The sequence below is a fragment of the Arthrobacter mangrovi genome (genome assembly GCF_026011795.1).
Taxonomy (GTDB): Bacteria; Actinomycetota; Actinomycetes; order Actinomycetales; family Micrococcaceae; genus Crystallibacter; species Crystallibacter mangrovi.
Genome location: NZ_BRVS01000026.1, coordinates 1 through 24229, shown reverse-complemented (window position 1 = coordinate 24229; position 24229 = coordinate 1). Strand labels below are relative to the sequence as shown.

General features: G+C 69.2%; 20 protein-coding genes. 10 read left to right on the top strand and 10 right to left on the bottom strand.

Annotated features, from left to right (window positions below):
* Window position 1: 1 nt before the first annotated feature.
* From AHIS1636_RS16895 to AHIS1636_RS16870, 6 genes are all read right to left on the bottom strand, one after another.
* A complete protein-coding gene (locus AHIS1636_RS16895) occupies window positions 2–1177 on the bottom strand; it encodes a GDSL-type esterase/lipase family protein (RefSeq protein WP_264797008.1) in 1176 nt (391 codons plus the stop codon).
* 10 nt (window positions 1178–1187) lie between these two features.
* On the bottom strand, window positions 1188–2180 hold the full coding sequence (locus AHIS1636_RS16890) for a D-2-hydroxyacid dehydrogenase (protein ID WP_264797007.1): 993 nt from the start codon (window positions 2178–2180) through the stop codon (window positions 1188–1190).
* Between the two features lie 154 nt (window positions 2181–2334).
* Window positions 2335–2640 carry an EthD family reductase gene (locus AHIS1636_RS16885; protein ID WP_264797006.1) on the bottom strand — a complete coding sequence of 102 codons (306 nt, stop codon included), beginning with the start codon at window positions 2638–2640 and terminating at the stop codon, window positions 2335–2337.
* Window positions 2633–3964: an MFS transporter gene (locus AHIS1636_RS16880; protein ID WP_264797005.1), complete on the bottom strand. Its 1332-nt coding sequence runs from the start codon at window positions 3962–3964 to the stop codon at window positions 2633–2635. Before AHIS1636_RS16880 ends, AHIS1636_RS16885 begins: the two co-directional genes overlap by 8 nt.
* 9 nt (window positions 3965–3973) lie before the next feature.
* Entirely contained in the window at window positions 3974–4882 is a 909-nt protein-coding gene (locus tag AHIS1636_RS16875) for an NAD(P)-dependent oxidoreductase (RefSeq protein WP_264797004.1), read from the bottom strand.
* Window positions 4875–5267: a carboxymuconolactone decarboxylase family protein gene (locus tag AHIS1636_RS16870; RefSeq protein WP_264797003.1), complete on the bottom strand. Its 393-nt coding sequence runs from the start codon at window positions 5265–5267 to the stop codon at window positions 4875–4877. The genes AHIS1636_RS16875 and AHIS1636_RS16870 overlap by 8 nt, the downstream gene beginning before the upstream one ends.
* 283 nt (window positions 5268–5550) lie before the next feature.
* On the opposite strand from AHIS1636_RS16870, the gene AHIS1636_RS16865 reads away from it, so the two are divergent.
* The 9 genes from AHIS1636_RS16865 (at window position 5551) to AHIS1636_RS16825 (ending at window position 18775) form a co-directional block, all read left to right on the top strand.
* Complete coding sequence (locus tag AHIS1636_RS16865; protein WP_264797002.1) at window positions 5551–6513, top strand: AraC-like ligand-binding domain-containing protein; 963 nt, start codon at window positions 5551–5553, stop codon at window positions 6511–6513.
* A gap of 129 nt (window positions 6514–6642) precedes the next feature.
* A complete protein-coding gene (locus tag AHIS1636_RS16860) occupies window positions 6643–7923 on the top strand; it encodes an aspartate aminotransferase family protein (protein ID WP_264797001.1) in 1281 nt (426 codons plus the stop codon).
* Window positions 7924–7931: 8 nt separating this feature from the next.
* Window positions 7932–11000, top strand: a complete 3069-nt coding sequence (locus tag AHIS1636_RS16855) for an FAD-binding and (Fe-S)-binding domain-containing protein (protein WP_264797000.1) — start codon at window positions 7932–7934, stop codon at window positions 10998–11000.
* The gene (locus AHIS1636_RS16850) at window positions 10997–12514 is read left to right on the top strand and encodes an NAD-dependent succinate-semialdehyde dehydrogenase (protein WP_264796999.1); all 1518 of its coding nucleotides are present in this window, start codon (window positions 10997–10999) and stop codon (window positions 12512–12514) included. The genes AHIS1636_RS16855 and AHIS1636_RS16850 overlap by 4 nt, the downstream gene beginning before the upstream one ends.
* A gap of 145 nt (window positions 12515–12659) precedes the next feature.
* Window positions 12660–13865, top strand: a complete 1206-nt coding sequence (locus AHIS1636_RS16845; RefSeq protein ID WP_373875871.1) for a M24 family metallopeptidase — start codon at window positions 12660–12662, stop codon at window positions 13863–13865.
* Between the two features lie 8 nt (window positions 13866–13873).
* Window positions 13874–15118, top strand: coding sequence for an aminotransferase-like domain-containing protein (locus AHIS1636_RS16840; RefSeq protein ID WP_264796998.1), 1245 nt, complete (start codon window positions 13874–13876; stop codon window positions 15116–15118).
* The gene (locus AHIS1636_RS16835; RefSeq protein ID WP_264796997.1) at window positions 15119–16366 is read left to right on the top strand and encodes a M20 family metallopeptidase; all 1248 of its coding nucleotides are present in this window, start codon (window positions 15119–15121) and stop codon (window positions 16364–16366) included.
* A 116-nt stretch (window positions 16367–16482) separates the two neighbouring features.
* Window positions 16483–17940, top strand: a complete 1458-nt coding sequence (locus AHIS1636_RS16830; RefSeq protein ID WP_264796996.1) for an MFS transporter — start codon at window positions 16483–16485, stop codon at window positions 17938–17940.
* 262 nt (window positions 17941–18202) lie between these two features.
* Window positions 18203–18775, top strand: coding sequence for an MOSC domain-containing protein (locus tag AHIS1636_RS16825; protein ID WP_264796995.1), 573 nt, complete (start codon window positions 18203–18205; stop codon window positions 18773–18775).
* Window positions 18776–18893: 118 nt separating this feature from the next.
* On the opposite strand, the gene AHIS1636_RS16820 is transcribed toward AHIS1636_RS16825, so the two are convergent.
* From AHIS1636_RS16820 to ald, 3 genes are all read right to left on the bottom strand, one after another.
* A complete protein-coding gene (locus AHIS1636_RS16820; protein WP_264796994.1) occupies window positions 18894–19499 on the bottom strand; it encodes a DnaJ family domain-containing protein in 606 nt (201 codons plus the stop codon).
* 170 nt (window positions 19500–19669) lie between these two features.
* Complete coding sequence (locus AHIS1636_RS16815) at window positions 19670–20530, bottom strand: GntR family transcriptional regulator (protein WP_309298626.1); 861 nt, start codon at window positions 20528–20530, stop codon at window positions 19670–19672.
* Between the two features lie 272 nt (window positions 20531–20802).
* Entirely contained in the window at window positions 20803–21921 is a 1119-nt protein-coding gene (gene ald, locus AHIS1636_RS16810) for an alanine dehydrogenase (RefSeq protein WP_264796993.1), read from the bottom strand.
* Between the two features lie 380 nt (window positions 21922–22301).
* Here ald and AHIS1636_RS16805 point away from each other — a divergent pair, with 380 nt between their 5' ends.
* Window positions 22302–23528, top strand: coding sequence for a PucR family transcriptional regulator (locus AHIS1636_RS16805; RefSeq protein ID WP_264796992.1), 1227 nt, complete (start codon window positions 22302–22304; stop codon window positions 23526–23528).
* Between the two features lie 396 nt (window positions 23529–23924).
* Here AHIS1636_RS16805 and AHIS1636_RS16800 read toward each other — a convergent pair.
* On the bottom strand, window positions 23925–24229 hold a 305-nt coding region (locus AHIS1636_RS16800), incomplete at its 5' end, for an HNH endonuclease signature motif containing protein (protein WP_264796991.1).

The window sequence follows — 24229 nt, the reverse complement described above, 5'->3', positions numbered from 1 at the left end:
GTCAGGCGCTTGCCGGGAAGAACCCCTCGGGCCCGAAGGCCAGCCGGGCGAACCGTTCCCCGATCAGCTGGTGGGTCGCGGCGTCCGGGTGCAGCGCATCGGGGAGGGGAAGCTCGACGGCGTCCCGCTCCCCGTACAGCTCCGTGCCGTCCAGGAGATACAGGTTGGGATCGTCGGCCGCGCGCTGGCGGACGATGCGGTCCAGCTCCTCCCGGATCGCGCCGAGAGTGAGCTTCCCGGCCGCGCGCTCCCCGGGATCCCCGGTGGCACGGAACCGGACCTGGCCGGCAGCGATGGCTTCGAGGTCGAAGGCCCCGGGACCCGGCGTGTCCTCGTGGATCCCGCAGTAGATCGGCGAGACCACGAGCAGCGGGATGTCCGGGTGCCCGTCGCGGATGGTGTCGAGGAAGCCGTGGACTGCCGAACCGAACGCGCGGCGACGCATGACGTCGGAGTTGACGAGGTTGATGCCGATCTTCACGCTGATCAGGTCCGCCGGGGTGTCCCGCATGGCCCGGGCCGTGAACTGGTCGAGCAGCGCGCTCCCGCCGAACCCGCGGTTGACCAGTTCGACGCCGCCCAGGCGTGCGGCTGCGGCCGGCCAGGTCCCCGTCGGACTGGCCGCGTTGGATCCCTGGCTGATCGAGCTTCCGTGATGCAGCCACACCGGCCGGCCGGTGTCCGGCGCCGGCTCGACCGGGGCATCCGTGCGCAGCTCGAGGAGCTCCGTGACCTCATTGTGCGGCAGCCACAACTCGATGGTCTTTGGGCCCTCCGGGAGGTCCGCGAACCTCGTGGTGCACACCGGGCCCTGCGCCTGCTCGACGGCGCCCGTGGCCATGTCGATCGTGACGGTGTTCCCGCCGCTCGTCGCGGCACCGCCGGCGACGCGGCCGTCCACCACCAGGTCGATCACGCCGTCGGGCCGCGGCGGGACGCCGGCGTACGTGGTCCTCGTGCGCAGCGTGTCCAGCTCGAGCCCGGTGGCCGAGGTGCGGACGGCGATCCGCACGCCCGAGGGCTGCGATTCGGCCATCAGCACCTGCGGATCATTGGACTGGGCGCGCGCGGTTGCCGGAAGACGGTGGGGCAGCACGCCCCGCGCGGTGCGTTCCAGCTCCTCGGCGCCCCGGACGAGGGACATGTCGATAGGCGTGGTGATAATCCGGTTTTCCATAGTCCTGTCTTTACAGCCCGGAGCGGACGTAGCCGCGCTGCTTGTCCACCTGGTTGGCGAGCGGTTCGCCGGCGAGCCAGCGGTCCAGGTTGGCGAGGAACTGTTCGGCGAGGGCGTCGCGCCAGCCGACGACGTCGCCGCTCATGTGCGCCGAGATGTGCACGTTCTCCATGGCCCAGAAGGGGTGGTCGGCCGGCAGCGGCTCCTGCTCGAAGACATCCAGCGAGGCGGCGGCGATCCGGCCGGCCCGCAGCGCCTCGACGAGCGCGGGCTCGTCCACCAGTGCGCCGCGGCCGACGTTGACCAGGTGCGCCGTCGGCTTCATCGCGGCGAGCACCTCGGCGTTGAGCATCTGCCGGGTCTGGTCCGTCAGCGGAGCGATCAGCACGACGTGGTCCGCCCACGCGACGTGTTCGGCGAGTTCGGCGCTGGGGACCACGGAGCCGAAATCGTCGTCGTACTCCCTCGCCGTCCGTCCGGCGCCGCGCACCGTCAACCCGACGGCGCGCAGCAACCGGGCGGTGGCACGGCCGATCCCGCCGGTGCCCACCACCAGCGCCTGGGAGCCCGCCGTCGGCGTGAGCTCGCGGTGCTGCCACGTGGCCTCGCGCTGCAGGGCCTTGCTGCGGTGCAGTTGTTTATCGTGCGCCAGGATGGACGCGAGCACGAACTCCGCGATCGGCGTATCGAACGTGCCGTGCGCATTGGTCACCGCCACCTCGGATTCGCGCAGTCCGTCGAACAGCATCGCGTCCACGCCCGCGGCCGCCACGTGCACCCATTTCAGCGCGTCCGCCTGCGGCCACGCCTCGCGCAGCGCCGAGGAGAAGAAGTCCCACAGGAACAGTGCCTCCGCACCGCGGATCGCCTGCGGCAGGTCCGCGGCAGGCGCGATAACGACGTCGGCGCGCGCCTTGATCGCGTCCAGATTGTAGGGGCGGGGCTGGCCGTCCTCAGCCAGGATCACCAGGCTGGGACGGGGTTCCGAAGCTCGATTGGTCACCCCGCCACGCTACGCGCTCCAGCGATTGTTGACAATAGACAGACTGGTGCCACCATGTTGCAGGCGCCGGATCCCGGCCATGATCACGTCCGGACGGAAGAAAAAGCGGGTCCTGCCGTTTCAGGCAGGACCCGCTTACGTCCTTTTGCGGCAGCTATCCCACCAGGGGCTCCACGGGGTAGTCGACAACGACGGCGCCCTGCGGGGCATAGTTGGGCACATCGGCAGCGACTGCCTGGCCTTCCGGCGAAGACATGGCTGCTACGAGGTCGTCGTGGCTGTCGAATTCGGCCTCGAAGACGGCGAAGTAAGGCGATTCCGCGCCCGCGACGCCGAAGGAGTACCGGGACGCTTTCAGTCCAGGCAGCTTGGCGGCCAGTGGCAAGTGCTTATTCACGTAATAGTCTTCGAAGGCTGAACGGTCGGCCGGTTCGGGATACAGGACCAGGAGCTTATGCATTGACGTTCCTTTCTGACGGAGAAACTGCGAATGAATTCGGGATCCGCCGCAAGGCTGCGATCGCAACGAAACTGATGACGCTGAAGGCGATCATAAAGGCGGAGACCGCATAGACGGTCCCGGTCGCACCAAACAGGGCGGTAGCGATCAGCGGGGAGAACCCTCCGCCCAGGCACGCGCCCACCGCGTAGGCGAGCGAGACGCCGCTGGCCCGCACCCTGGCCGGGAAGAGCTCGGCGAACAATGCCGCCTGCGGACCATAGGTGGCGGCCAGGCCGAAGGTCAGGACCATCACGGCCAGCAGGATCAGGCCGACGTTGGCGGTGTTGAACAGTGCGAAGAAGGGGATCGCCCAGACAGCCAGGATGCCGTAGCCCAGGAAGTAGACCTTATGCCTGCCGATCCGGTCGCTGAGGTTGGCGAAGTAGATCATTGAGGCGAACCAGGTCACGCAGCCCGCGAGCATCACGTTCAGCATGGTGTTCCGTGCCAGGCCAAGGGTGGTGGTGCCGTAGGCGGTCATAAAGGCCAGGAAGATGTAGCCGACTGCGTTGTTGCCGATGAAGGACAGCACCGCAAGGACGACCCGCGTCTTATGGCTGCGCAACAGTTCGGCCAGCGGAATCTTCTCCAAGGTCGAGTTTTTCTCGAGCGCTTGGAAGACCGGGCTTTCGTCGACTTTCGCGCGGATGACGAAGCCGATGACGACCATGACGGCGCTGAGCAGGAAGGGGACCCGCCAGCCCCAGGCCTCGAACTGGTCCTCAGCCAGCATGAACGTTGCTCCCAGAATGACCACGTTCGCCAGGAACATACCGGCGGGCGTGCCGAGCTGCACGTAGTTGCCGAAGCGGCCGCGCTGGTTGGCAGGAGCATGCTCCACCGCCATCAGCGATGCACTGCCCCACTCGCCGCCGGCGCTGAGTCCTTGCAGGAGCCTCAGGACGACAAGCAGGACGGGTGCTGCTGCCCCGATCTGCGCGTACGTAGGGAGCATGCCGATCAGCATGGTGGCCGCCCCCATAAGGGTCAGGGTGATCACCATGACCCTCTTGCGGCCGATCCTGTCCGCGAGATGCCCGGCAAGGATGCCGCCTAAGGGCCTGGCGATGAAGCCGACCGCGAAGGTAGCGAAGGCCGCCATGGTGCCTGCGAGCGGAGAGATCTCCGGGAAGAACAGCTTGCCGATCACCAGCGCGGAAGCGATGGAGTAGACGTGGTAGTCATACCACTCCACACTGGTTCCGACAGCACTGGCCAGGGCGACTCGCTTCTTCTGACGGTTGTCGATGCCTGCAGCAGTTGTGTTTGTTTGGGTCTGCATATCAGTTCCTCACGATTCCGAATGGACCGCGGATGCACCGGCCCGAAGCTGCTCCCAATAGGTCATCGCTGCCGCGTGGTCCACATTGCCCAAGTCCGCGAGCGCGTCATTGAGCGTGGCCGAGACGGCGTGGCACACCGGCGCGGGCTGGTCCAAAGCCTCCGTCAAGTGCCGGGCGATTCCCACGTCCTTGGCGTAGAGCCCGAGCGCGAAGCCGGTATTGAAAGTGCGGCTGACCACGTGCTGGCCCAGGACATTCGTCGTCACCCAGCTCTGCCCGGTGGAGGCATTGAAGATGTCGACCATCGTCTGCTGGTCCAGGCCAAACCGTTCGCCGGCAATCAGCGCTTCGCAGGCCGCCGTGGTGGCCGCTGCAGCCACATAGTTGTTCAGCGCCTTCATCGCGTGGCCGCTGCCCAACTTGCCGGTGCGGAAGACCGTCTCGCTCATGGCCTCGATCACGGGCAGCGCCCGCTCGAGCGCTTCCTCGCTGTCGCCGCCGAGCATGATGGCCAGGCTTCCCGCCTCGGCCTTCAGCACGCCCCCGGAGACCGGTGCGTCCACAAGGGCGACACCGGCTTCTGCCAGCCGCTCGCCGAGGTCGACTGTTTCAGTCGGGTCCGAGGAGCTCATGTCGATGACCACCGCGCCGGCGTCCAGATGCGCGGGAATGCCGCCATCCCAGTCCAACAGTGCCGATGCAACGATCCGGCTGGTCGGCAGCATGGTGACAATGGCATGAGCCCCCGCGAAATCCGCGGGAGTCACGGCCGCTTGTCCGCCAATATCCTCGGCAAGCCGCTCGCGAACGGAGGCATCGACGTCGTAAACAACGACCTCATAGCCGGCTTTGGCTAGATTTCGTGCCATCGGTGCGCCCATGGTTCCCAGCCCGATGAACCCGACTATTTCACGCATTGGCTGTCTCCCTGGACTCCGCCAGGATTTCTTCGGCGGCACGGAACCCGTCCATCGCCGCGGGAATCCCGCAGTACAGGAAGGAGTGAAGCATCAGCTCGCGGATCTCTTCCTCAGTCAATCCGTTGGCGATCCCGCCCCGCAGGTGGATGCGGATTTCATGCGAGCGGCCCGTCGCCACCAGCATTGCCAGCGTGACCAGGCTCCGGGTCTTCCGGTCCAGGCCTTCACGCTGCCAGATATCCCCAAAGCAGTACCTGGTCACAACCTCCTGCATCTTGTCGTTGAGGTCGGTCGTGTTTTCCACCTGGTCCTCGGCGCCGGCGGCGCCGAACATGTGCCGGCGCAGTTCCAGGCCGGCATCATATTGGCTGTCTTTAATCATGTTGATTCCTTTGATCCTTCGACCTGCAGCCGGGGTGGCCGGCTGCCTTGTTGACCAGTATGGAGAGAGGCACGCCGCGGCTGCTTGCCCGAGCGCGCAGGCCGTTTGCCCTCCGCTGCAAAGCGATGATCCGTTGTGCCCCGCAGTGCAAAAGGGTTGACCGGGAGTGCAAATCAGCCTGCCGTGACCAACGCGGCGGGCGTTCGCGCATGCACCTCGCTAGACTGGCTGCTGCTATGACGTACCTCACAGACGCGAGTGGCGTCCCGGAACAAGGAGCACCGTGGCCAGCGAAAGAATGACCGTCTCCACCCTCGGCGGAGCCAACGTGTTTGAGGCGAACAGCTTTGAGGAATGGCAGGAACGGATGTCCAACCGTTTCGTACGCCTGCAGGTGAGCACGAACCGGCCCGAAAATTTCCATGCCCTGCTGCACGGACGCAGTTTCGATGACATCTCGCTGTCCCGCATTGAGTCCGACGCCCACCAGGTGGACCGGCTGCAGGACTTCATCTGCCAAGGCGAGTCGAAATATTTCAAGCTCAGCATGCTGCTGGGCGGCGCAGGCCTGGTCGTGCAGGATGGCCGTGAGGCCGTGCTTGGCCCCGGCGACATTGCCATCTATGACACCAGCCGGCCTTACAGCGCCGTGTTCGAGGACGGCGCCGAGAGCCTTGTGATGGTTTTCCCGCAGGAGGCCCTGAGCGTCTCCAGTGAAGGCGTCGCAGCCCTCACGGCGACAACCTTGTCCCGGGGCAGCAGCATGGGCAGGCTAATCGGGCCGTTCCTCGGTGAGTTAGCCGCCAACCTCGATGGCTTTTCCGGCCACGCAGGCATCATGCTGGCCCACAATACGCTCGACCTCATCAATACCTTGATCTACACCGAGCTCGGCTTGGGGGCCAAGCGGGCAGACCACAAGGCCGACTCCCTGGCCGAGGTCAAGGAATACATAGAGCGGAATTTGGGCAGCCCCGGCCTCGGCCCCGCGGCCATCGCCGCAGCCCACTTCATGTCCACCCGAAGGCTCCACTACCTCTTCGAAGGGGCCGGAACCACCGTGACCAGCTGGATCAAGTCCCGACGGCTGGAGCGCTGCCGGCTGGACCTGCTGGACCCCGCCCTGGGGTCCGCGACCATCACCCAGATCGCGATGCGCTGGGGCTTCCTCGACTCCGCGCATTTCAGCCGCACCTTCAAGGCGGCTTTTGGAGCCACGCCCAGTGAGTACCGCCGGATTCATTGAGAATGACGGGCCTGACGCGCTGGTTCGGGCCGGCGGTCGCGAGGTCCGGAGGTCCATTTGGCCACGCCACCACGCTACGCGATCAACAGATTGTTGACAATAAACAGATGTGACCTACACCATGGGTGCATGACTTCACTCAGCCCCGCGCTCAAGCAGGCCACCCCCGTCGTCGTCGACCACGCCCTCGGCAGCTGGATCTACGGTACGGACGGCAAGGACTACCTGGATTTCACCACCGGTATCGGCGTCACCAGCACCGGCCACTGCCACCCGAAGGTGGTCGCCGCGGCGCGGGAGCAGGTCGGCAAGATCATCCATGCGCAGTACACCACGGTGATGCACCAGCCGCTGCTGCAGCTGACCGAGAAGCTGGGCGAAGTGCTGCCGGCCGGGCTGGACTCCGTCTTCTACGCCAACTCCGGCTCCGAAGCGGTCGAGGCCGCGATCCGCCTGGCGCGGATGGCCACCGGGCGTCCGAACATCGTGGTCTTCCAGGGCGGCTTCCACGGCCGCACCGTCGCGGCGGCGTCGCTGACCACGGCGGGCACCAAGTTCTCCGCCGGCTTCGCTCCGCTCATGGCCGGCGTGCACATGTCCGCCTTCCCCTACGCCTACCGCTACGGCTGGGACGAGGCCACCGCCGTCGAATTCGCCCTAAAGGAACTGGACTACCTGCTGCAGACCCGCACCGCGCCGAACGACACCGCGGCGTTCCTGATCGAACCGGCCTTGGGCGACGGCGGCTACTTGCCCACCCCTCCGGCCTTCATGGAGGGGCTGCGCGAGCGCGCGGACCGGCACGGCATCACGCTGATTTTCGACGAGGTGCAGGCCGGCGTCGGGCGCACCGGCAGGTTCTGGGGCCACCAGCACTCGGCCGCGTCGCCGGACATCCTGATCACGGCCAAGGGCATCGCCTCCGGCTTCCCGATCTCCGCGATCGCCGCGTCCACCGAGACCATGTCGAAGGCGTGGCCGGGTTCGCAGGGCGGCACCTACGGCGGCAACGCCGTTTCCGCGGCGGCAGGCGTCGCCACGCTGGAAGTAGTGGAGGAAGAGGGACTGGTGGAGAATTCCCGGCTGCGCGGCGAGCAGCTGCAGGCCGGCCTGCTCGAGATCCAGGGCAGGTTCCCGCAAATCGGCAACGTCCGCGGCCTGGGCCTGATGCAGGGCATCGAGTTCACCGGAGCCGACGGCGCCCCGGACGCCGCGACGGCCGCCGCGGTCCAGCAGGCCACCACCGAGCAGGGCCTGCTGACACTGACCTGCGGTCCGGCCGGCAACGTGGTCCGGCTGATCCCGGCGCTCGTGGTCACGCCCGAGGAAATCACCACCGGCCTGGAACGCTTCGAGGCGGCCGTCGCCGTCGCCACCGGAGCCGTCCCCGCGGCAGCGACGGGAGCCTGAAACACCACATGAGCGAAGCCGTCCTCCCCGACACCACCCGCACTCCGGACCGTCCCGCCGGCACCCCCGGCGCGGACCGGCCCGCCGTCCTCTCCGCGCTGGCCGCAGCCGGCATCCCCGCCGATGCCTCGCCGCGGCGGCGCGCCGAGTATTCCTTCGACGCGTCCAATTACCGCATTCCGCCGCTCGCCGTGGTTTTCCCGCAGAGCGTCGAGGACGTCGTCGCCGCCGTGCAGGCCTGCCGCGCCACGGGCACCCCGCTGATCGGCCGCGGCGGCGGCACCTCGATGGCCGGCAACGCGATCGGCCCCGGGGTCGTGCTGGATTTCTCCCGCTACCTGAACCGGATCCACCGCGTCGACGAGGCGGCCGGGACGGTTTCGGTGGAGCCCGGCGTGGTGCTGGCGGCGCTCTCCGCCGAGGTGGAGCGCGCCACGGACGGCCGCTTCACCTACGCCCCTGACCCGTCCTCGAAGAACCGGGCCACGGTGGGCGGGGCACTGGGCAACGATGCGTGCGGCAACCACTCGGTCCGCTACGGCCGAACCTCCGACCATGTGGAGGAGATCGACGTCGTGACGTCCGACGGCGCGCGGCTCACCGCGGATGCGGAGGGGCTGCGGGCGACGGATCCGGAGGACACCGCCGCGGCCCTGCGCGCCGCGCAGCTCACCGCGGAGCTCAAGGAACTGGCGCACGCCAACCTCGCCGGGTTCCGCACGGAGCTCGGCCGGATCCAGCGGCAGGTCTCCGGCTACCACCTGGCCAACCTGCTGCCGGAAAAGGGCTTCAATGTGGCCCGTGCACTGGTGGGTTCCGAGGGCACCTGCGCGGTCATCGTCGGGGCGCGGATGAAGCTGGTGCCGAAGCCGGCGAGCGCGCTGCTGGTCTGCATCGGCTACCAGGACGTGGTCGAGGCCTCGCGCGACATTGGCACCATCCTGGAGTTCTCCCCCTCGGCGGTCGAAGGGATCGACGAGGCGATCGTGGACACCATGCGCTTCCGCCGCGGCGACGGCTCGGTGCAGGGCCTGCCGGAGGGCAGGGCCTGGCTGTACGTCGACCTCGACGGCGACGACCCGGACGAGGTCGCGGCCGAGGCCGAGCGGCTGCTCGCCCGGCTCAGGGAGAACGGCCGCATGATGGACGGCCGCCCGGTGCCGGATCCGGTGGAGCGTGCCTCGCTCTGGCGCGTCCGGGAAGTCGGCGCCGGCCTGTCCTCGCGGCTGTCCACCGGCGGCGAATCTTGGCCCGGCTGGGAGGATTCCGCCGTCGCGCCCGGGAAGCTGCCGGAGTACCTGGCGGACTTCCGCGACCTGCTGGCCAAGCACAGCCTGACCGGTGTGATGTACGGGCACCTCGGCGCCGGCTGCATGCACATCCGGATCACCTACGACCTGCGCAGCGACGCCGGCCGGGCCGTCTTCCGGACCTTCTCGCGCGAGGCCGCGGAGCTGGTGGTCCGGCACGGCGGCTCGCTCTCCGGCGAACACGGGGACGGCCGCGCCCGCTCCGAGCTGCTCCCGATCATGTACTCCGCCGCGATGCTGAGGGCCTTCTCCGACTACCGCCGGATCTGGGACCCCGCGGGCATCCTCAACCCCGGCTCGCTCACCGAACCGGACCCGCTGGACGGGCACTTGGCACTGGCCGGCGTGCCCGAGCGGGCGTGGCGCACCAGCTTCGACCTCCGCCCGATCGGAGCGGGCGGCAGCGCCAGCGCCGAGACCGACGACCCGTCGGACGAGTCCGCCGCCGGGAGCAACCCGTGGGTGCACGCCGTCCAAGGCTGCATCGGCGTGGGCAAGTGCCGCTCGGACACCGCCGGCGTCATGTGCCCCAGCTACCGCGCCACCCGGGACGAGAAGGACTCCACCCGCGGCCGCGCCCGCGTCCTGCAGGACATGGTCCGCGGTGCCCGCAGCATCGAGGAAGGCTGGCGCTCAGAGGAAGTCCGCGAGGTGCTGGATCTCTGCCTGTCCTGCAAGGCCTGCTCGAGCGACTGCCCCACCGGCACCGATATGGCCACCTACAAGTCCGAGTTCTTCGACCACTACTACCGGGGCCGGCGGCGTCCGCTCTCGCACTATTCGCTCGGCTGGCTGCCGCGTTGGCTCAAGCTCACCGGCCGCATCGCTCCGCTGGTCAACGCCGCGCTGGCCACCCCGCTGGGCAAGCTGGCGGCGGCCGCGGGCGGCATGACCACGAAGCGCGCGCTGCCGAAGTTCGCGGGTGCGAGCGAGTGGCGCAAGCAAGTGGCCGCGGCAGGGCTCCAGCCCGGCGAGCACGACGGCGGCGCCCGCCACCGCGCGGACCGCACTTCCGGCGTCGTTCTCTTCGTGGACACTTTCACCCGCGGCTTCCGCCCGGAGGTCGCCGGTGCCGCCGCGCGCGTGCTTGCGGGCGCCGGGCAGCCGGTCGAATGCTCGGCGGATGGGTGCTGCGGCCTGACCTGGATCTCCACCGGCCAGCTGGACACCGCGAAGAAGCTGCTCCGCGGGGCTGCAGAGGCGCTCGACGACGGGACGGACCGTCCGATCGTCGTCGTGGAACCCAGCTGCGCCGCGGCCCTGCGCAAGGACCTGCCGGAGCTCGTGCATACCGAGCAGGCCCGCCGGGTCGCGGCCCGGGTGCGCAGCTTCGCCGCCCACGTCGGCGAGCTGGCCGCGGGCGGCTGGAAGCCGGCGCCGGCGGAGCCGCTGCCGGAGCAGGTGGTGCTGCAGACGCACTGCCACGAGTACGCCGTCTTCGGCGCCGCAACCCAGCGGCAGGCCCTGGCCGCCGTCGGCATCGAAGGCGTCACGGACGCCACCGGATGCTGCGGCGTCGCCGGCAACTTCGGCTTCGAGAAGCAGCACTACGACGTGAGCATGCAGGTGGCCGAGCATGCCCTGGCCCCCGCGCTGCGCGGCAGCGGCCCGGTCGTGCCGGTGCTGACGGACGGCTTCTCCTGCGCCATGCAGGTCAACCAGCTCGCCCCGGACAGACCCGGCCGGCATCTCGCCCAACTGCTGGATCCCGGACCCGACCAGACCACCGAGAAGCAGACCACCGACCAGAAGGACTCTCCCGCATGACCACCGATACCACCGTGACCACCAGGACCGCCGACCGCACCGACGCAGCCACCTCGCAGGCGGCGCGCGACGCCGTCGCCAAGGTCAGCACCGGCGTCTTCATCGACGGCGAATGGAGCGAATCCGCCTCCGGCGCCCGCTTCGACGTCGTCAATCCCGCCACCGAGGAAGTCATCGCCACCGTGGCCGACGGCGGCCCGGAGGACGCCCGCCGCGCCATCGAAACCGCCGGCCGGGTGCAGAAGGAGTGGGCGAAGACCGCGCCGCGGGAGCGCAGCGAGATTCTGCGCCGGGCCTACGACCTGATCATGGCGCGGCAGGACGAACTGGCGCTGGTGATGACCACGGAGATGGGCAAGCCGTTCGCGGAGGCCAAGGGCGAGGTGGCCTACGCCGCCGAGTTCTTCCGCTGGTTCTCCGAAGAGGCCGTGCGGATCGGCGGAGACGTGACCACCACCGGCGACGGCAAGAACCGCATCCTGGTCTCCAAGGAACCCGTAGGCCCGTGCGTGCTGGTCACCCCGTGGAACTTCCCGCTGGCCATGGGCACCCGCAAGATCGGCCCGGCCATCGCCGCCGGCTGCACCATCGTGTTCAAGCCGGCCAACCTGACCCCGCTGTCCTCGCTGGCGCTGGCGGACATCCTCGTCGAGGCCGGCCTGCCCAAGGGCGTGCTCAACGTCGTCTGCACGTCGAAGGCCTCCTCCGTGGTCACGCCGTGGATGGAGAGCGGCATTGCCCGCAAGGTCAGCTTCACCGGTTCCACCGAGGTCGGCGTGAAGCTGCTCGAGCAGGCGGCCAGGCACGTCATGCGCTCCTCGATGGAGCTCGGCGGCAACGCACCCTTCATCGTGTTCGAGGACGCCGACCTGGACCGCGCCGTCGAGGGCGCGGTCGCCGCCAAGATGCGCAACATGGGTGAGGCCTGCACCGCGGCGAACCGCCTGTTCGTGCAGCGGCCGGTCGCCGAGGAGTTCGCCCGCCGGCTGGCCGCGCGGCTTGGCGCACTCACGGTGGGCGACGGCGCCAAGGATGGCACCGACGTCGGACCTTTGGTGGAGGAGAAGGCCCTGGTGAAGGTGCAGGAACTGGTGGACGACGCCGTCGCCAAGGGCGCCACCGTGGTCTGCGGCGGCTCCCGTCCGGAACGCCCCGGCTACTTCTACTCCCCCACGGTGCTTTCCGATGTCGATCCGGCCGCGGACCTGATGAGCGAGGAGATCTTCGGCCCGGTGGCGCCCGTCATCCCCTTCGACACCGAGGAGGAAGTCACCCGGCTGGCCAACGACACCCCGTGGGGGCTGGTCGGCTACCTGTTCACGCAGGACGTGGACCGGGGCTTCCGGATGGGTGAGGCTCTGGAGGTCGGCATGGTCGGGCTGAACACCGGCATCGTCTCCAACCCGGCCGCGCCGTTCGGCGGCATCAAGGCCTCCGGGCTGGGGCGCGAGGGCGGGCGCGTGGGAATCGAGGAGTTCCTCGAGTACAAGTACATGGCCGTTCCGCGCGGCTGACCGGCCGTCCTTTGCGGCGCAACTGAAGGGCTGGAACAAGGGACCGGCCGGCCACCCTTGTTCCAGCCCGTTTTCTCCCTGTACATTGTTTACAATCTACTATTTTCCGTGATGCACATCACGGAAAGCATGTTGAGGAGTCCATGTGGAACCAAACGGCATCGCCCCGATGCTCTTCTCCATCGAGGAGTACGAGGCGCGGCTCGCAGCGGTCCGGCTGCGCATGGAGGACCAGGGCCTGAGCGCCCTGGTTGTCACCGATCCGGCCAACATCTACTACCTGACCGGCTACAACGCCTGGTCCTTCTACACCCCGCAGATGGTGTTCGTGCCGGCGCAGGGCGACATGATCCTCTTCACCCGGCAGATGGACGCGAACGGTGCCTTCCGGACGGCGTGGCTGCCCGAGGAGTGCATCGTCGGCTACCCGGAGAGCTACATCCACCGGCCGCACATCCACCCCTTCGACTGGGTCGCGTTCGCGCTGCGCGAGAGGCACCTGATCGCGCCGGCGGCCAAGGGCTGCGTGGGCCTGGAGATGGACTCTCACTTCTTCGCCCCGAAGGCCTACCGGGCCCTGGTCAACGCCATCCCGGAGTGGACGCTGGTGGACAGCTTCGAGCTGGTGAACTGGGTGCGGTCCGTCAAGTCGCCGGCGGAAATCCAGCTGATGCACAAGGCCGCGGTGATCACCAACAACGCGATGGCCGCCGCCGAGGAGGCCATCCGTCCGGGGGCCAGGCAGTGCGACATCGCGGCTGCAATCACCGAGGCGCAGATCTCCGGCACCGAGGAATTCGGCGGCGATTACACGGCCATCGTGCCGCTGCTGCCGACGGCGGAATCCGCCGACACCCCGCACCTGACCTGGAGCGAGCGTCGGCTGCGCGGGGACGAGGCGGTCGTCGTCGAACTCGCCGGCGCCTACCGGCGCTACCACGTCCCGCTGAACCGCACCTTCCTGCTCGGCCAGCCGTCCGCTGAACTGAGCCGCGTTGCCGAAGCCACGGACGCAGGCCTCAACGCCATGCTGGACGTGGTCGCCGCCGGAGTGCCCGTGCGCGAGGTCGCCGCCGTGTGGAACCGGACGATCTTCGAGTACGGCTACGAAAAGGACTCGCGGCTGGGCTACTCGATCGGCATCGGCTACCCGCCGGACTGGGGCGAGCGCACCATCAGCATCCGCAGCGAGGACGAGCGGATCCTGGCCGAGAACATGACCTTCCACCTGATCTGCGGGATGTGGATGGACAACTACGGCTACGGCCTCTCCGAATCCATCCGCGTCACCGCCACGGGCGTCGAAACGTTCACCACCTACAAGCGGGGCCTGCTCCCCATCAACAGCTAGGACTTCCCATGACCCTGCGCAACCTTCCCCTCGCGGCCCGGGCCGGCGACCTGGTCGGCTCCGTCATCGACTCCAGCACATCGCTGCTGGCCAAGCAGACCCACGACATCGTGCGCTTCGCGATGGGCGCCCCTGCGGAGGAAGCCGTGCCCGTGGAGCTGTTCAACAGCGTGCCGGCCGCGGTCTACGACGCCTCCTCCTACACCTACGGCGCCACGGAGGGCGAGCCGCACCTCATCGACGCGCTCACCGAGTATTTGTCGACGACGGCGGATCCCACTGCCCGCGAACGCATCACCATCACTTCGGGCGGCATGCAGGGGCTGGACCTGGCCTTCAAGATCTTCGTCGACCCCGGCGACCTGGTGGTCGTGGAGAGCCCGACGTACACCAACGGCTCGGCCACCGCGCTCAGCTACGGCGCGGAGCTGCTGGAGGTCCCGGTCGACGAGGACGGCATGGACGTGGACCAGTTGGAGGCGCTGGTGGCGGCCCGAGGGAAGACGCCCAAGGCCATCTACACCATCCCCAACTTCCAGAACCCCTCGGGGACGACGCTTTCGCTGCCGCGCCGCAAGCGGCTGCTGGAGCTGGCGCATCAGTGGAACGCCGTGATTGTCGACGACGACCCGTACGGCCTGCTGCGGTTCGAAGGCGCGGAAATGCCCACCTTCAACCAGCTCAGCCCGGACGATCCGCTGATCTTCTCGGTGCGCACCTTCTCCAAGATCCTCGCCCCCGGCCTGCGCGTCGGCTGGGTGGAGACGGACCCGGAGCTGCAGCACCTGGTCATCAACGCCAAGCAGGCCATGGACACCTGCACCAACGTGCCGGCCCAGCACCTGGTGGCCGAGTTCATCCTGCGCGGCGGCCTGGACGACCACCTGGCCTGGCTGCGCCGCGAGTACCAGGGCCGCAAGCACGCCATGCTGGAGAGCATCGAACGGCATCTCGGGGACCGCGTGCGCACCACGGACCCCGACGGCGGCTTCTTCCTCTGGGTGACGCTGCAGGGCGAGGACGCGAAGATCAATACCCAGCGGCTGTTCGAAGTCGCGCTGGCCGAGGGCGTGGCGTTCATCCCCGGACCGGCGCTCTCGCCGACCGGCCGCTTCGCCGACGCCTTCCGGCTCTGCTTCGCGTCCTCGTCGCCGGAGCGGACCGAGACCGGCATCGTCCGCCTCGCCGCGGCCATCGACAAGGCCCGCGCCGAGGTGTCCTTCGGCACCGCCGCCTCCTCGGGAGCGCGGTAGGTGGCGCCGGCACCCGGCGAGGCAGCCCAGCGCGCGCTGACCGCCACCGAGCGGGCCATCCTCGACGCCGTCGACCTGGACCGGATCGTCGGTCTCGCCGCCCGGCTGATCGGGGCCGGCGGCGAGAACCCCGGGGATACCGAGGCAGCCACCGTCGCCGTGCTGGAAGCGGCCGCCCGGGAACTCCGGCTGGACATCGCCGTCCAGCCCGCGGCCCCCGACCGCCCGAACATCCTGGTCACGTTGCTGCCCGCCGGCCCCGCCGGCGACGCGCCCGGCCTGATGTTCCTCGGACACTCCGACGTCGTCCCGGCCGGGCCCGGCTGGAGCCGCCAGCCCTTCCAGGCTGCCGTCGACAACGGCCGGCTCTACGGGCGGGGCGCCACGGACATGAAGGGCGGGCTGGCCGCGGTCCTCGGCGCCATGGCGGCGCTCCAGCAGTCGGACGCCCCGCTCTCCGGTCCCGTCACGCTGGTCTGCACCGTGGACGAAGAGGACCTCGGCCTCGGCATCCGCACGCTGGCTGCCTCCAGCCTCCCGCATGACTACCTCGGCTGCGTCGTGGCCGAACCGACGGACCTGGAAACCGTCGTCGGCTGCCGCGGCGACAGCTACCTGGAACTGGAAATCACCGGCCGCCCCGCACACTCCGGCCGGCCGGCGGACGGGCGCAACGCCATCGCCGCCGCCGCGCGGATCTGCGAACTCATCCGCGCGGACCACGAGCGGCTGCAGCGGGACCAGGACGAGCTCCTCGGAGCCGGCAGCTGGAACGTCGGACTGATCGAAGGCGGCCAGGGCACCTCGGTGGTGGCGCCGTCGTGCTCCCTCTCCCTGGACCGCCGCCTGATGCCGGACGACGACCCGGACCGTATCCTCGCGGACCTGCTGGCCCGGATCCGCGAAGCCGGCATCGACACGGACGGGATCTCCGTCGCCGGCCGCGTCAGCATGCAGATGCCGGGCTTCCGCACTCCGGCGGACCACCCGCTGGTCGCGGCGGCCGTGGCCAGCGTGGAAGCCGCCGGGGGCAGCACCCGGATTGGCGGCTGGACGGCAGCGTGCGACGGCGGCTTCATCGTCCGCGATTTCGGCGTGCCTGCCATTGTGCTCGGCCCGGGCGGCCTGAACGACCAGGCCCACCAGGCGGACGAATCGGTCGGTCTGGACGAACTGGCCATTGCCGCGCGCGCCTACGCCCTCCTCTGCCTGCGGACCCTCAACCACCACGCGGCGCCAAGCCCGTAACCCGCACCAGCCACCATCCAACCCGAGCCACCGTCCAAAGGGGCTCCCATCAGCTGCCTAGCCAGCTACCCGGCCCGGACAACGCCGTCCGGACCGCTTGAGTGAAGGAGCACTTCATGAGCACCTCCGAATCCCTGCGCAACAACCGGCCGGAGCCGAAAACGGCGCCGGGCGCCGAACCAGGCACGCCCGAAGGCAAGCGCACGCTCAACCGCGCTATCCTCGGCTCCGCCCTGGGCAACGCCGTCGAATGGTTCGACTACGGCGTGTACGGCTACCTGACCATCTTCATGGCCGTGAACTTCTTCGGTTCCCAGGAGGGCGACGGAGGCCTCGGCGTCACCCTGACCCTCGCTACCCTCGCGCTGTCCTTCCTGGTCCGCCCGCTCGGCGGCATCATCCTCGGCCCGCTCGGCGACAAGGTGGGCCGGCAGAAGGTCATGGTGCTGACCGTGATGATGATGACCCTGGCCACCGGCGCCATCGGCCTGCTGCCCACGCTGCAGACCGTCGGGGCGCTGGCGCCGGTCCTGCTGCTGCTCTGCCGGCTGGTCCAGGGCTTCTCCGCCGGCGGCGAGTACGGCGGCGCCGCGGTCTACATGGCCGAATCCGCCCCGGACCGCCGCCGCGGCTTCCTCGGCTCCTTCCTGGAGTTCGGCACCACCGTCGGCTTCATGCTGGCCGCCGTCGTCTGCACCACGCTCATCACCGTCGCCGGCGAGCAGGCCGTCCAAGACGGCCTCTGGCGCATTCCGTTCCTGCTGACGATCCCGCTCGGCCTGACGGCACTCTGGATCCGCACCCGGCTGGGCGAAGCCCCGGTTTTCTCCGAGGCTTCCGCACAGCACGAAACCACCCGTTCCCCGCTGCGCCACGTGATCGTCCACAACTGGCGCCAGATCCTGGTCCTCGCCGGGTTCGTGGTGCTGCTGAATGTGGCGTTCTACCTGATCCTCGGTTACATGCCGACGTACCTCAGCGGCCAGCTGGGCCACAGCACGGCCCAGGGCAACTGGATGCTCGTAGGCATCATGGCCCTGATGCTGGTGGCGATCCCGCCCATGGGCGCGCTGTCCGACCGGGTCGGCCGCAAACCCCTGCTGCTGGCAGCCGCCGGCGGGTATGCACTGCTCTCGGTCCCCGCCATCATGCTCCTCGGCGTGCCCAACCTGCTGCTGCAGTTCCTCGGCCTCGCTGTCCTTGGCCTGCTGCTGGTGGTCCTGGTCTCTTCTGTCTCCTCCACCCTGCCGGCGCTGTTCCCCACGGCCGTGCGCTACAGCGGCTTCGCCATCGGCTACAACTTCTCGACGGCGTTCTTCGCCGGCCCGTCCCAGACCGTCGCCAACCAGCTGATCGAAAGCACCGGCAACCAGCTCGTGCCGGGCTGGTACATGGCCATCGCCGGCGTCATCGGCTTCATCAGCATCCTCTGCATGCGCGAGACCTCCCAAGCCACCCTGCGCGGCGAGGAACTCCCCGGCCTCCCGGAATCCACCGGGCTGCCCAGCCTTCGCCACGTCGAGCTCAACCGCGAGGACGCCCGCGCCCGCCGCGAGGCCTTCCACAACGCCTAGGCCGGCAGCCGGGCGCGAGGCCTTCCACACGCCCGAGGCCGGCAGTCGGGCGCGAGGCCTTCCACACGCCCGAGGCCGACAGCCCGCCCCCCGAGCCTTCCACGACGACGACGCATAGGCATTCAGCCCGCCGCCAATCCCGACACGGATCGGCGGCGGGCTTCGCCGTGCCCGTCGCGCCGGACGTTTTCGCCGAGCCCGCAGCGCCGCACGTTCCGCCAGGCCGACCTACCCACAGTCAGCCCGTCCTAAGCTGGATAGCATGACGGCGACGTTCGCATATCCCGTGGAGATCCTGCACCTGTTGGTCTCCCCGGGCCATGCCTATTTCGGCCGCGCCCGCGACGGCGCCGCCGACGTTCCCACCTCGGACCTCGAGCAGGTCGAGGTGGTCGCGGGGAAAGGCATCGTCGGCGACCGCTCCTTCGGCAAAGCCGCGCACATGGACGCCGCGATCACGCTCATGGCCGTCGAGGCCCTCGAATCCATCGCCGCGGAGCTGGAGACGTCGCCCTTCGACCCGCTCCTGGCCCGGCGCAATGTGGTCCTCAGGGGCGCCCAGCTCGCCCCGCTGGTCGGCGAGGAATTCACCCTGGAATCCGGCGGCGGCTCCGTCACCCTGCGCGGCGGCCGGCAGGCCCACCCCTGCGCCTGGATGGACCGGATGCTCGCCCCGGGAGCCCACGCCGCCATGCGCGGACGAGGCGGCATCCGCTGCCAGCCCCTGACCGGCGGCATCCTGCGCCGCGGCCCGGCCACCCTGCTAAGCCCGGTCCCGCTGGAACCCGATCACGCCGGCACCCAAGCCCTGCTCCGGAAGACGCGCCTGCCCTAACCCGAGCCCGGCGCGCGCCGCAGCCCGGGTCCTGCGCCAGTCCCCGCCCTATCAGCCGCGCGCCGTCCTTCCCCGCGCCACTCCCCCCCGTCAGCAGTGCGCTGTCAGCCGTGCACCGTCAGTCCCCGCGCCGGTCCCCGCGCCGCAGCCGCCGCCACCAAGGACGCTTGGGCTCCGGCTCGGGTTCCGGCGGCAGCGCCGCCCGGCGGGCCTCGCGGCGCTCCTGCCAGCGCCGGACCTCGCCGTCCACGTCGCGCGTCTTGGTGATGACCGGCGGCCCGCCCTGGAGCTGGCGCCGGGCATCGATGACCCGCGCGTTGAAGTCCTCGACGATCTCGCGGACCTGCTTCTCCGTGTAAACGCGGTCCAAGGTGCCGTCGAGTTCGGCATCCTCGGTCCGCAGCAGGATCGCCTTGGGTCCCAGCCCGGTCAGGTTCTCGCGCTGGATCAGTCCCTTGACCCACCAGTCCGGATCGTTTCCCTGCCCCAGCCCCGGGATCGGCTTGCCCGCGTACTTCAGGTTGTCGAACTCGCCGCGGGCCATCGCGTCGCGGATCAGGTAGTCGGCCCTCGCAGCGCTGCCAAGCTTGCGGCGCTTCTCCTCGAGCTCCTCCTCCGCCGCCGCGGCCTGCGCTTCCGCAGCGCTACCGCCCGAGGCACGCACGGAACGCACCTCGGCAGCCCGTTCCAGCCGTCGCTTGTATTCGTCAGACGCCCTGCCCATCAGGCCCACCGCCTCCGGTTGTTCCAGCTCCGGTTGATTCCAGCCCCGGTGACTCCAAGGTTCCGGTTCACACGGAGCTTACGCCTTCCAGCTGCCCGGAGCCCGCCTTCCGGTTCACCCGGGACCAGGGCCTTGGCTTCGTCGGCTCCGCCCGACCTCGGCCCCGGCCGTTACGCTACCGGCTCCGGCGCCGCCCCTTTGGCGGCCGCCGCCGGCACCACGCCGCCGTCGTTCTCCCCCGCGGTCCCCGGCGCATTCTCTCCTGCGCTCTCCGGCGCGTTCTCCTCTGCGTTGCCCGGCGCCTTCTTTCCGGCGGTCTGCGGCGCGTTCTCCCCGGCGCTCTCCGGCGCGCTCTCGAGCGCCCGCATGCTGCTGGAAATCTTCTCCACCGCATCGTCCATGTGATGTGCCAGCAGCTTGTGGAACAGCGGCACATTCGCCGCTCCGATCGCGTCCGCGATGGCCTCGTGCTCGGCCAGCCGGTCCTCCGGGGTGTAGCCGGTGTCCTCGAGTGCCGCCATGCACATCCGGGTCTCCGTCATCAGCGTCTGATGCATGCGCGAGAGCCGGCCGCTGTCGGCCATCCTGACCAGCAGTTCGTGGAACTCGATGTCCAGGTCGCTCAGGACGCTGCCCCGCTCGCCGGCGGCGACGGCCTGCGCCATCTTGTCCGTCACGGTCCTCAACGCGGCGGCCACCTTCTCGTGGATGCCGACGACCTCGATGACCTTCAAGCCGGCGGCACGTTCGACGGCGGTGCGCGCCAGGTACATGTCGGCGATATCGTCCGGGCCGAGTTCCGTGACGAAAATGCCGCGGTTCCGGATGCTGACCAGCAGGCCTTCCTGGGTCAGCCGCTGCATCGCCTCGCGGAGCGGCCCCCGGCTGACACCCAGCTCGCGGGCCAGGTCCGCCTCCCCCAGCTGCTGCCCCGGCTGGAGCTCGCCGTGCCCGATGGCGTAGCGCAGCTTGCGCGCGATGATGGCCGGTGTGGACTCCTGGACCAGCGGCTCGATGAATCGGTGTGCCATGGGCTTCCTTGCTCTCGGCATTGGCTGCTTAGCAGGCGTCGGAGTACCGCCGCCTGTCCATTGCAGACAATCTTACAACTGCTTCCGGGAGCCGGGCTAGAAAGCCAATAGGAAAAGCCGCGGGGGCGGATGCACCGGATTCGGTGCACCCGCCCCGCGGCGTGATGTTTCTATTGAGATGTCAGCCCAGGGAGGCTGTCGACCCAGGACGTTGCGGGCCCATGGTTGTGGGCCTATTTGAAGGAACCGGGTCCTCGCGAGGGCACTGGGTCCTACGCGTTGACCAGCTCGCCCGCCTCCGCCAGCTCGAGGCCGAAGGCTTCGGCGACCGAGCGGTGCCGGACCTGGCCCGCCGAGACGTTCAGGCCGGCGGCAAGCGCCGGATCCTTGGCCAGCGCCGCGTCCACGCCGAGGTCGGCCAGCAGGGCCGCGTAGCGCAGCGTGACGTTGGTCAGCGCGTAGGTGGAGGTGTTTGCGACGGCGCCCGGCATATTGGCCACGCAATAGAAGAGCGAGTTGTGCACGGTGAAGGTCGGATCCTCGTGCGTGGTGGGCCGGCTGTCGGCGAAGCAGCCGCCCTGGTCCACCGCGATGTCCACCAGGACGCTGCCCGGCTTCATCTTCGCGACCAGTTCATTGCTGACCAGCTTCGGAGCCTTGGCGCCCGGGATCAGGACGGACCCGATCACCAGGTCGGACTCAACCACGGAGCGCTCGACCTCGAGGCTGTTGGAGGCCACGGTCTTCAGGCGCCCGGAGTACTGGGCGTCCAGCTCGCGCAGCCGGTTGACGTTGATGTCCAGGATGGTCACATCCGCGCCGAGGCCCAGCGCCATGGCGGCCGCGTTGGTGCCGGCCACGCCCGCACCCAGCACGGTGACCTTGGCCGGGCGGACGCCCGGCACGCCGCCGAGCAGCACGCCGGGGCCGCCGGCGGGCTTCGTCAGCGCAGTGGCACCGACCTGTACGGAGAGCCGTCCGGCCACCTCGCTCATCGGGGCGAGCAGCGGCAGCGCACCGTTGGCAGTCTGCACTGTCTCGTAGGCGATGGCAGTGACGCCGGAGTCGAGCAGCGCACGGGTCAACTCCGGCTCGGCGGCCAGGTGCAGGTAGGTGAAGAGCACCAGCCCGTCACGGAAGTGGCGGTACTCGGAGGCGATCGGCTCCTTGACCTTCATGACCATCTCGGCCCGGGCCCAGACCTCGTCCGCGCCGGCCACGATCTCGGCGCCGGCAGCGACGTACTCGGCGTCCTCGATGCTGGAGCCGACGCCGGCACCGGCCTCGATCAGCACCTGGTGGCCGCGGCCGCGCAGTTCGTGCACGCCGGAGGCCGTGATGGCCACGCGGAATTCGTTGTTCTTGATTTCCTTGGGAACGCCGATGATCATCGGGGTGCCTCCGTTTTCGTGGGTGGGATTCTGTGCCGGAACCGGCCGTGCATCAACTGTAGGGCCGGAAATTACGACGCCGGCCGGCCCCTCCCGCGGGCACCGCGGCACCGGTTGCGGCAGCGCGAGGCAACCGGCCGCCGTCGTCCGCTTCCAAAAACGGCCGCGACGCGCGGATCCGCGCGGCGAATCGGACCCCGCCCGGTCCGGGCAGTCCTGTACTCGCTGTGACGGCTACCACAGCTATGCTGGAAGCTGCAATCGACAATTGTCGAGTCGCGGCGCAGCAACTGTCGCCCGTTGTCTACGTGGTCCGGGCCACTCCCAGCCAGCCGCCGGCCGGCATTTGTCGGCCGGCGCCGTTTCTACCAGGAGAATGCGTGCAGAACCCCACCACCGAGCAGGCCGTCGAGTCGATCGCCCGGACCCTGGACCACGGCGTCTCCGTCGAGGACCTGGACGGAGACCTCATCGCGTACAGCAGCCACCGCGCGTCGGCGGACCCGGTGCGGGTGAACTTCCTGCTCACCAAGAAGGTGCCCGAAGACGTCAGCGCCTGGCAGCTCAGCCACGGCATCGCCACTGCCGTGCGACCCGTGGTGGTCGGCGCCAATGAATCGCTTGGCATGCTCGGCCGCGTCTGCGTGCCGCTGCTGGTGCGCGGGTTCCGCGTTGGCTACCTGTGGGTCCTGCAGGAACCCGGCGAAGCACCGGACTCCATTCTGGCCGCGCTGCCGCAGGTCCGGCCGCTTCTGGACGGCCTGGCCGAGGAACTGCTGGACACTAATACCCCCGAGTCCGAAGCCCGGCGGCGCCGCGAAGCGCAGTTCCTCGCCGCCTGCGCAGGCGACAGCGCGGCCATCGAGGACGTGGGCGGCTGGCCGGAAGTGGGCGGCCGGGAGCCGTGGGCACTCGGCGTGGTCATGGAGCGCATCGATGACCCGGACGTGGCAATGGCCGAGCTCGCGGACCCGGAGGCAGCGGTGCTGCTCCAGCGCGTATCCGCCCTGCAGGCCACCGTCGGTATACGTCCCGCACTCTTCAGCGCCGGCGCCCGGCAGCACGCCGTGCTGCTGTTCCGGGACCTTGCCGGGCGCTCCGAACACCAAGAGGTGCTGCAGCGCTACGGCCATGAAATCTCGCTGCGCGGCGGGCACCCCGAGCGGCCTGACATGCTGGGCCTCAGCGAACCCTTCACCGACTTGCGCCGGCTGCCGACCGCCTATCGGGAAGCGACGACGGCGGTGCAGGCGGCTTCCGTGGATCCGCGCGTTGGGCAACTGGTCGACTACCGCGACACCGGCGTCTACCAGTTCCTCGCCGAAGCCCGCGGGCTCCTGCCGGCCGGCTCCGTGCATTTCCGCGAACTCGCCGAGCGGGACCGGAACGGCGAACTGCTGCCCGTCCTCGAGCTGCTCTACGACACCGACGGCTCGGTCGCCGACGTCGCCGCGGGTTTGCACCTCCATCGCAGCAGCGTCTACAACCGGCTGGCCAAGGTCCGCTCCATCATCGGCGCAGACCCTCTCAAAGGCCATACCCGGCTGGAGCTGCACCTCGCCCTCAAAGCCGCCCGGTGGTCCCGCCGCCCGCGCCTCACGGATTGAGCGGCTGCCTTACGGCCTAGTGCGCCCGACGTCAGACCAGCATGCGCCGCGGCCCGTGAAAGCGCGACAGATGCGTACCTCTAGGAGGCCTGTTCGCGCCTCACGGACTCGAGTTTGTCCGCACCTCCCGGACTTGGGTTTGTGCGCGCCTCCCAGCTAGCGATTTGTCCGCGCCTTCGCCCGACTCGGGATCTGCATGCGCCTCCGCGCGCCTCGAGATTTGCGCATGCCTCCCGGCGAGCGGCCTATACTGCGCCTTCCGGCGAGGCGCTGAGCCGCCCGCGTTCCGCTCATGAATCTGTTCGCGCAAGGTCCCGCTGTTGAGCGTTCGCCCCCGGAGACCTCCTGCCCGCTTACCCGCGACATCCCGCCTGCTGGCCCCGACATCCCGCGCTCCTAGAAGGGTGGTGGGGTGGTGTCGTTGAAGGGGTCCGGTGGCGGGGGCGGGGGTGGTTGGAGGCCGTTGCTGATCCAGGAGCCGTCGGGGTAGCTGGTGTAGGTTTGGCCGGTCCTGGTCTGGTGGCGGATGACGCCGTGGGGTTGCTGGGTGGTGTGCCAGTCGTCGTTGTGTTTGGCCAGATGGTCCGGCTTGCAGCGCAGGGCGAGGTTATCCAGTTCGGTTTTGCCGCCGTGTTCCCAGGCCAGGGTGTGGTCGAGTTCGCAGTGCTTCCAGTGGGTCCTGCAGCCCAGCCCGCGGCAGG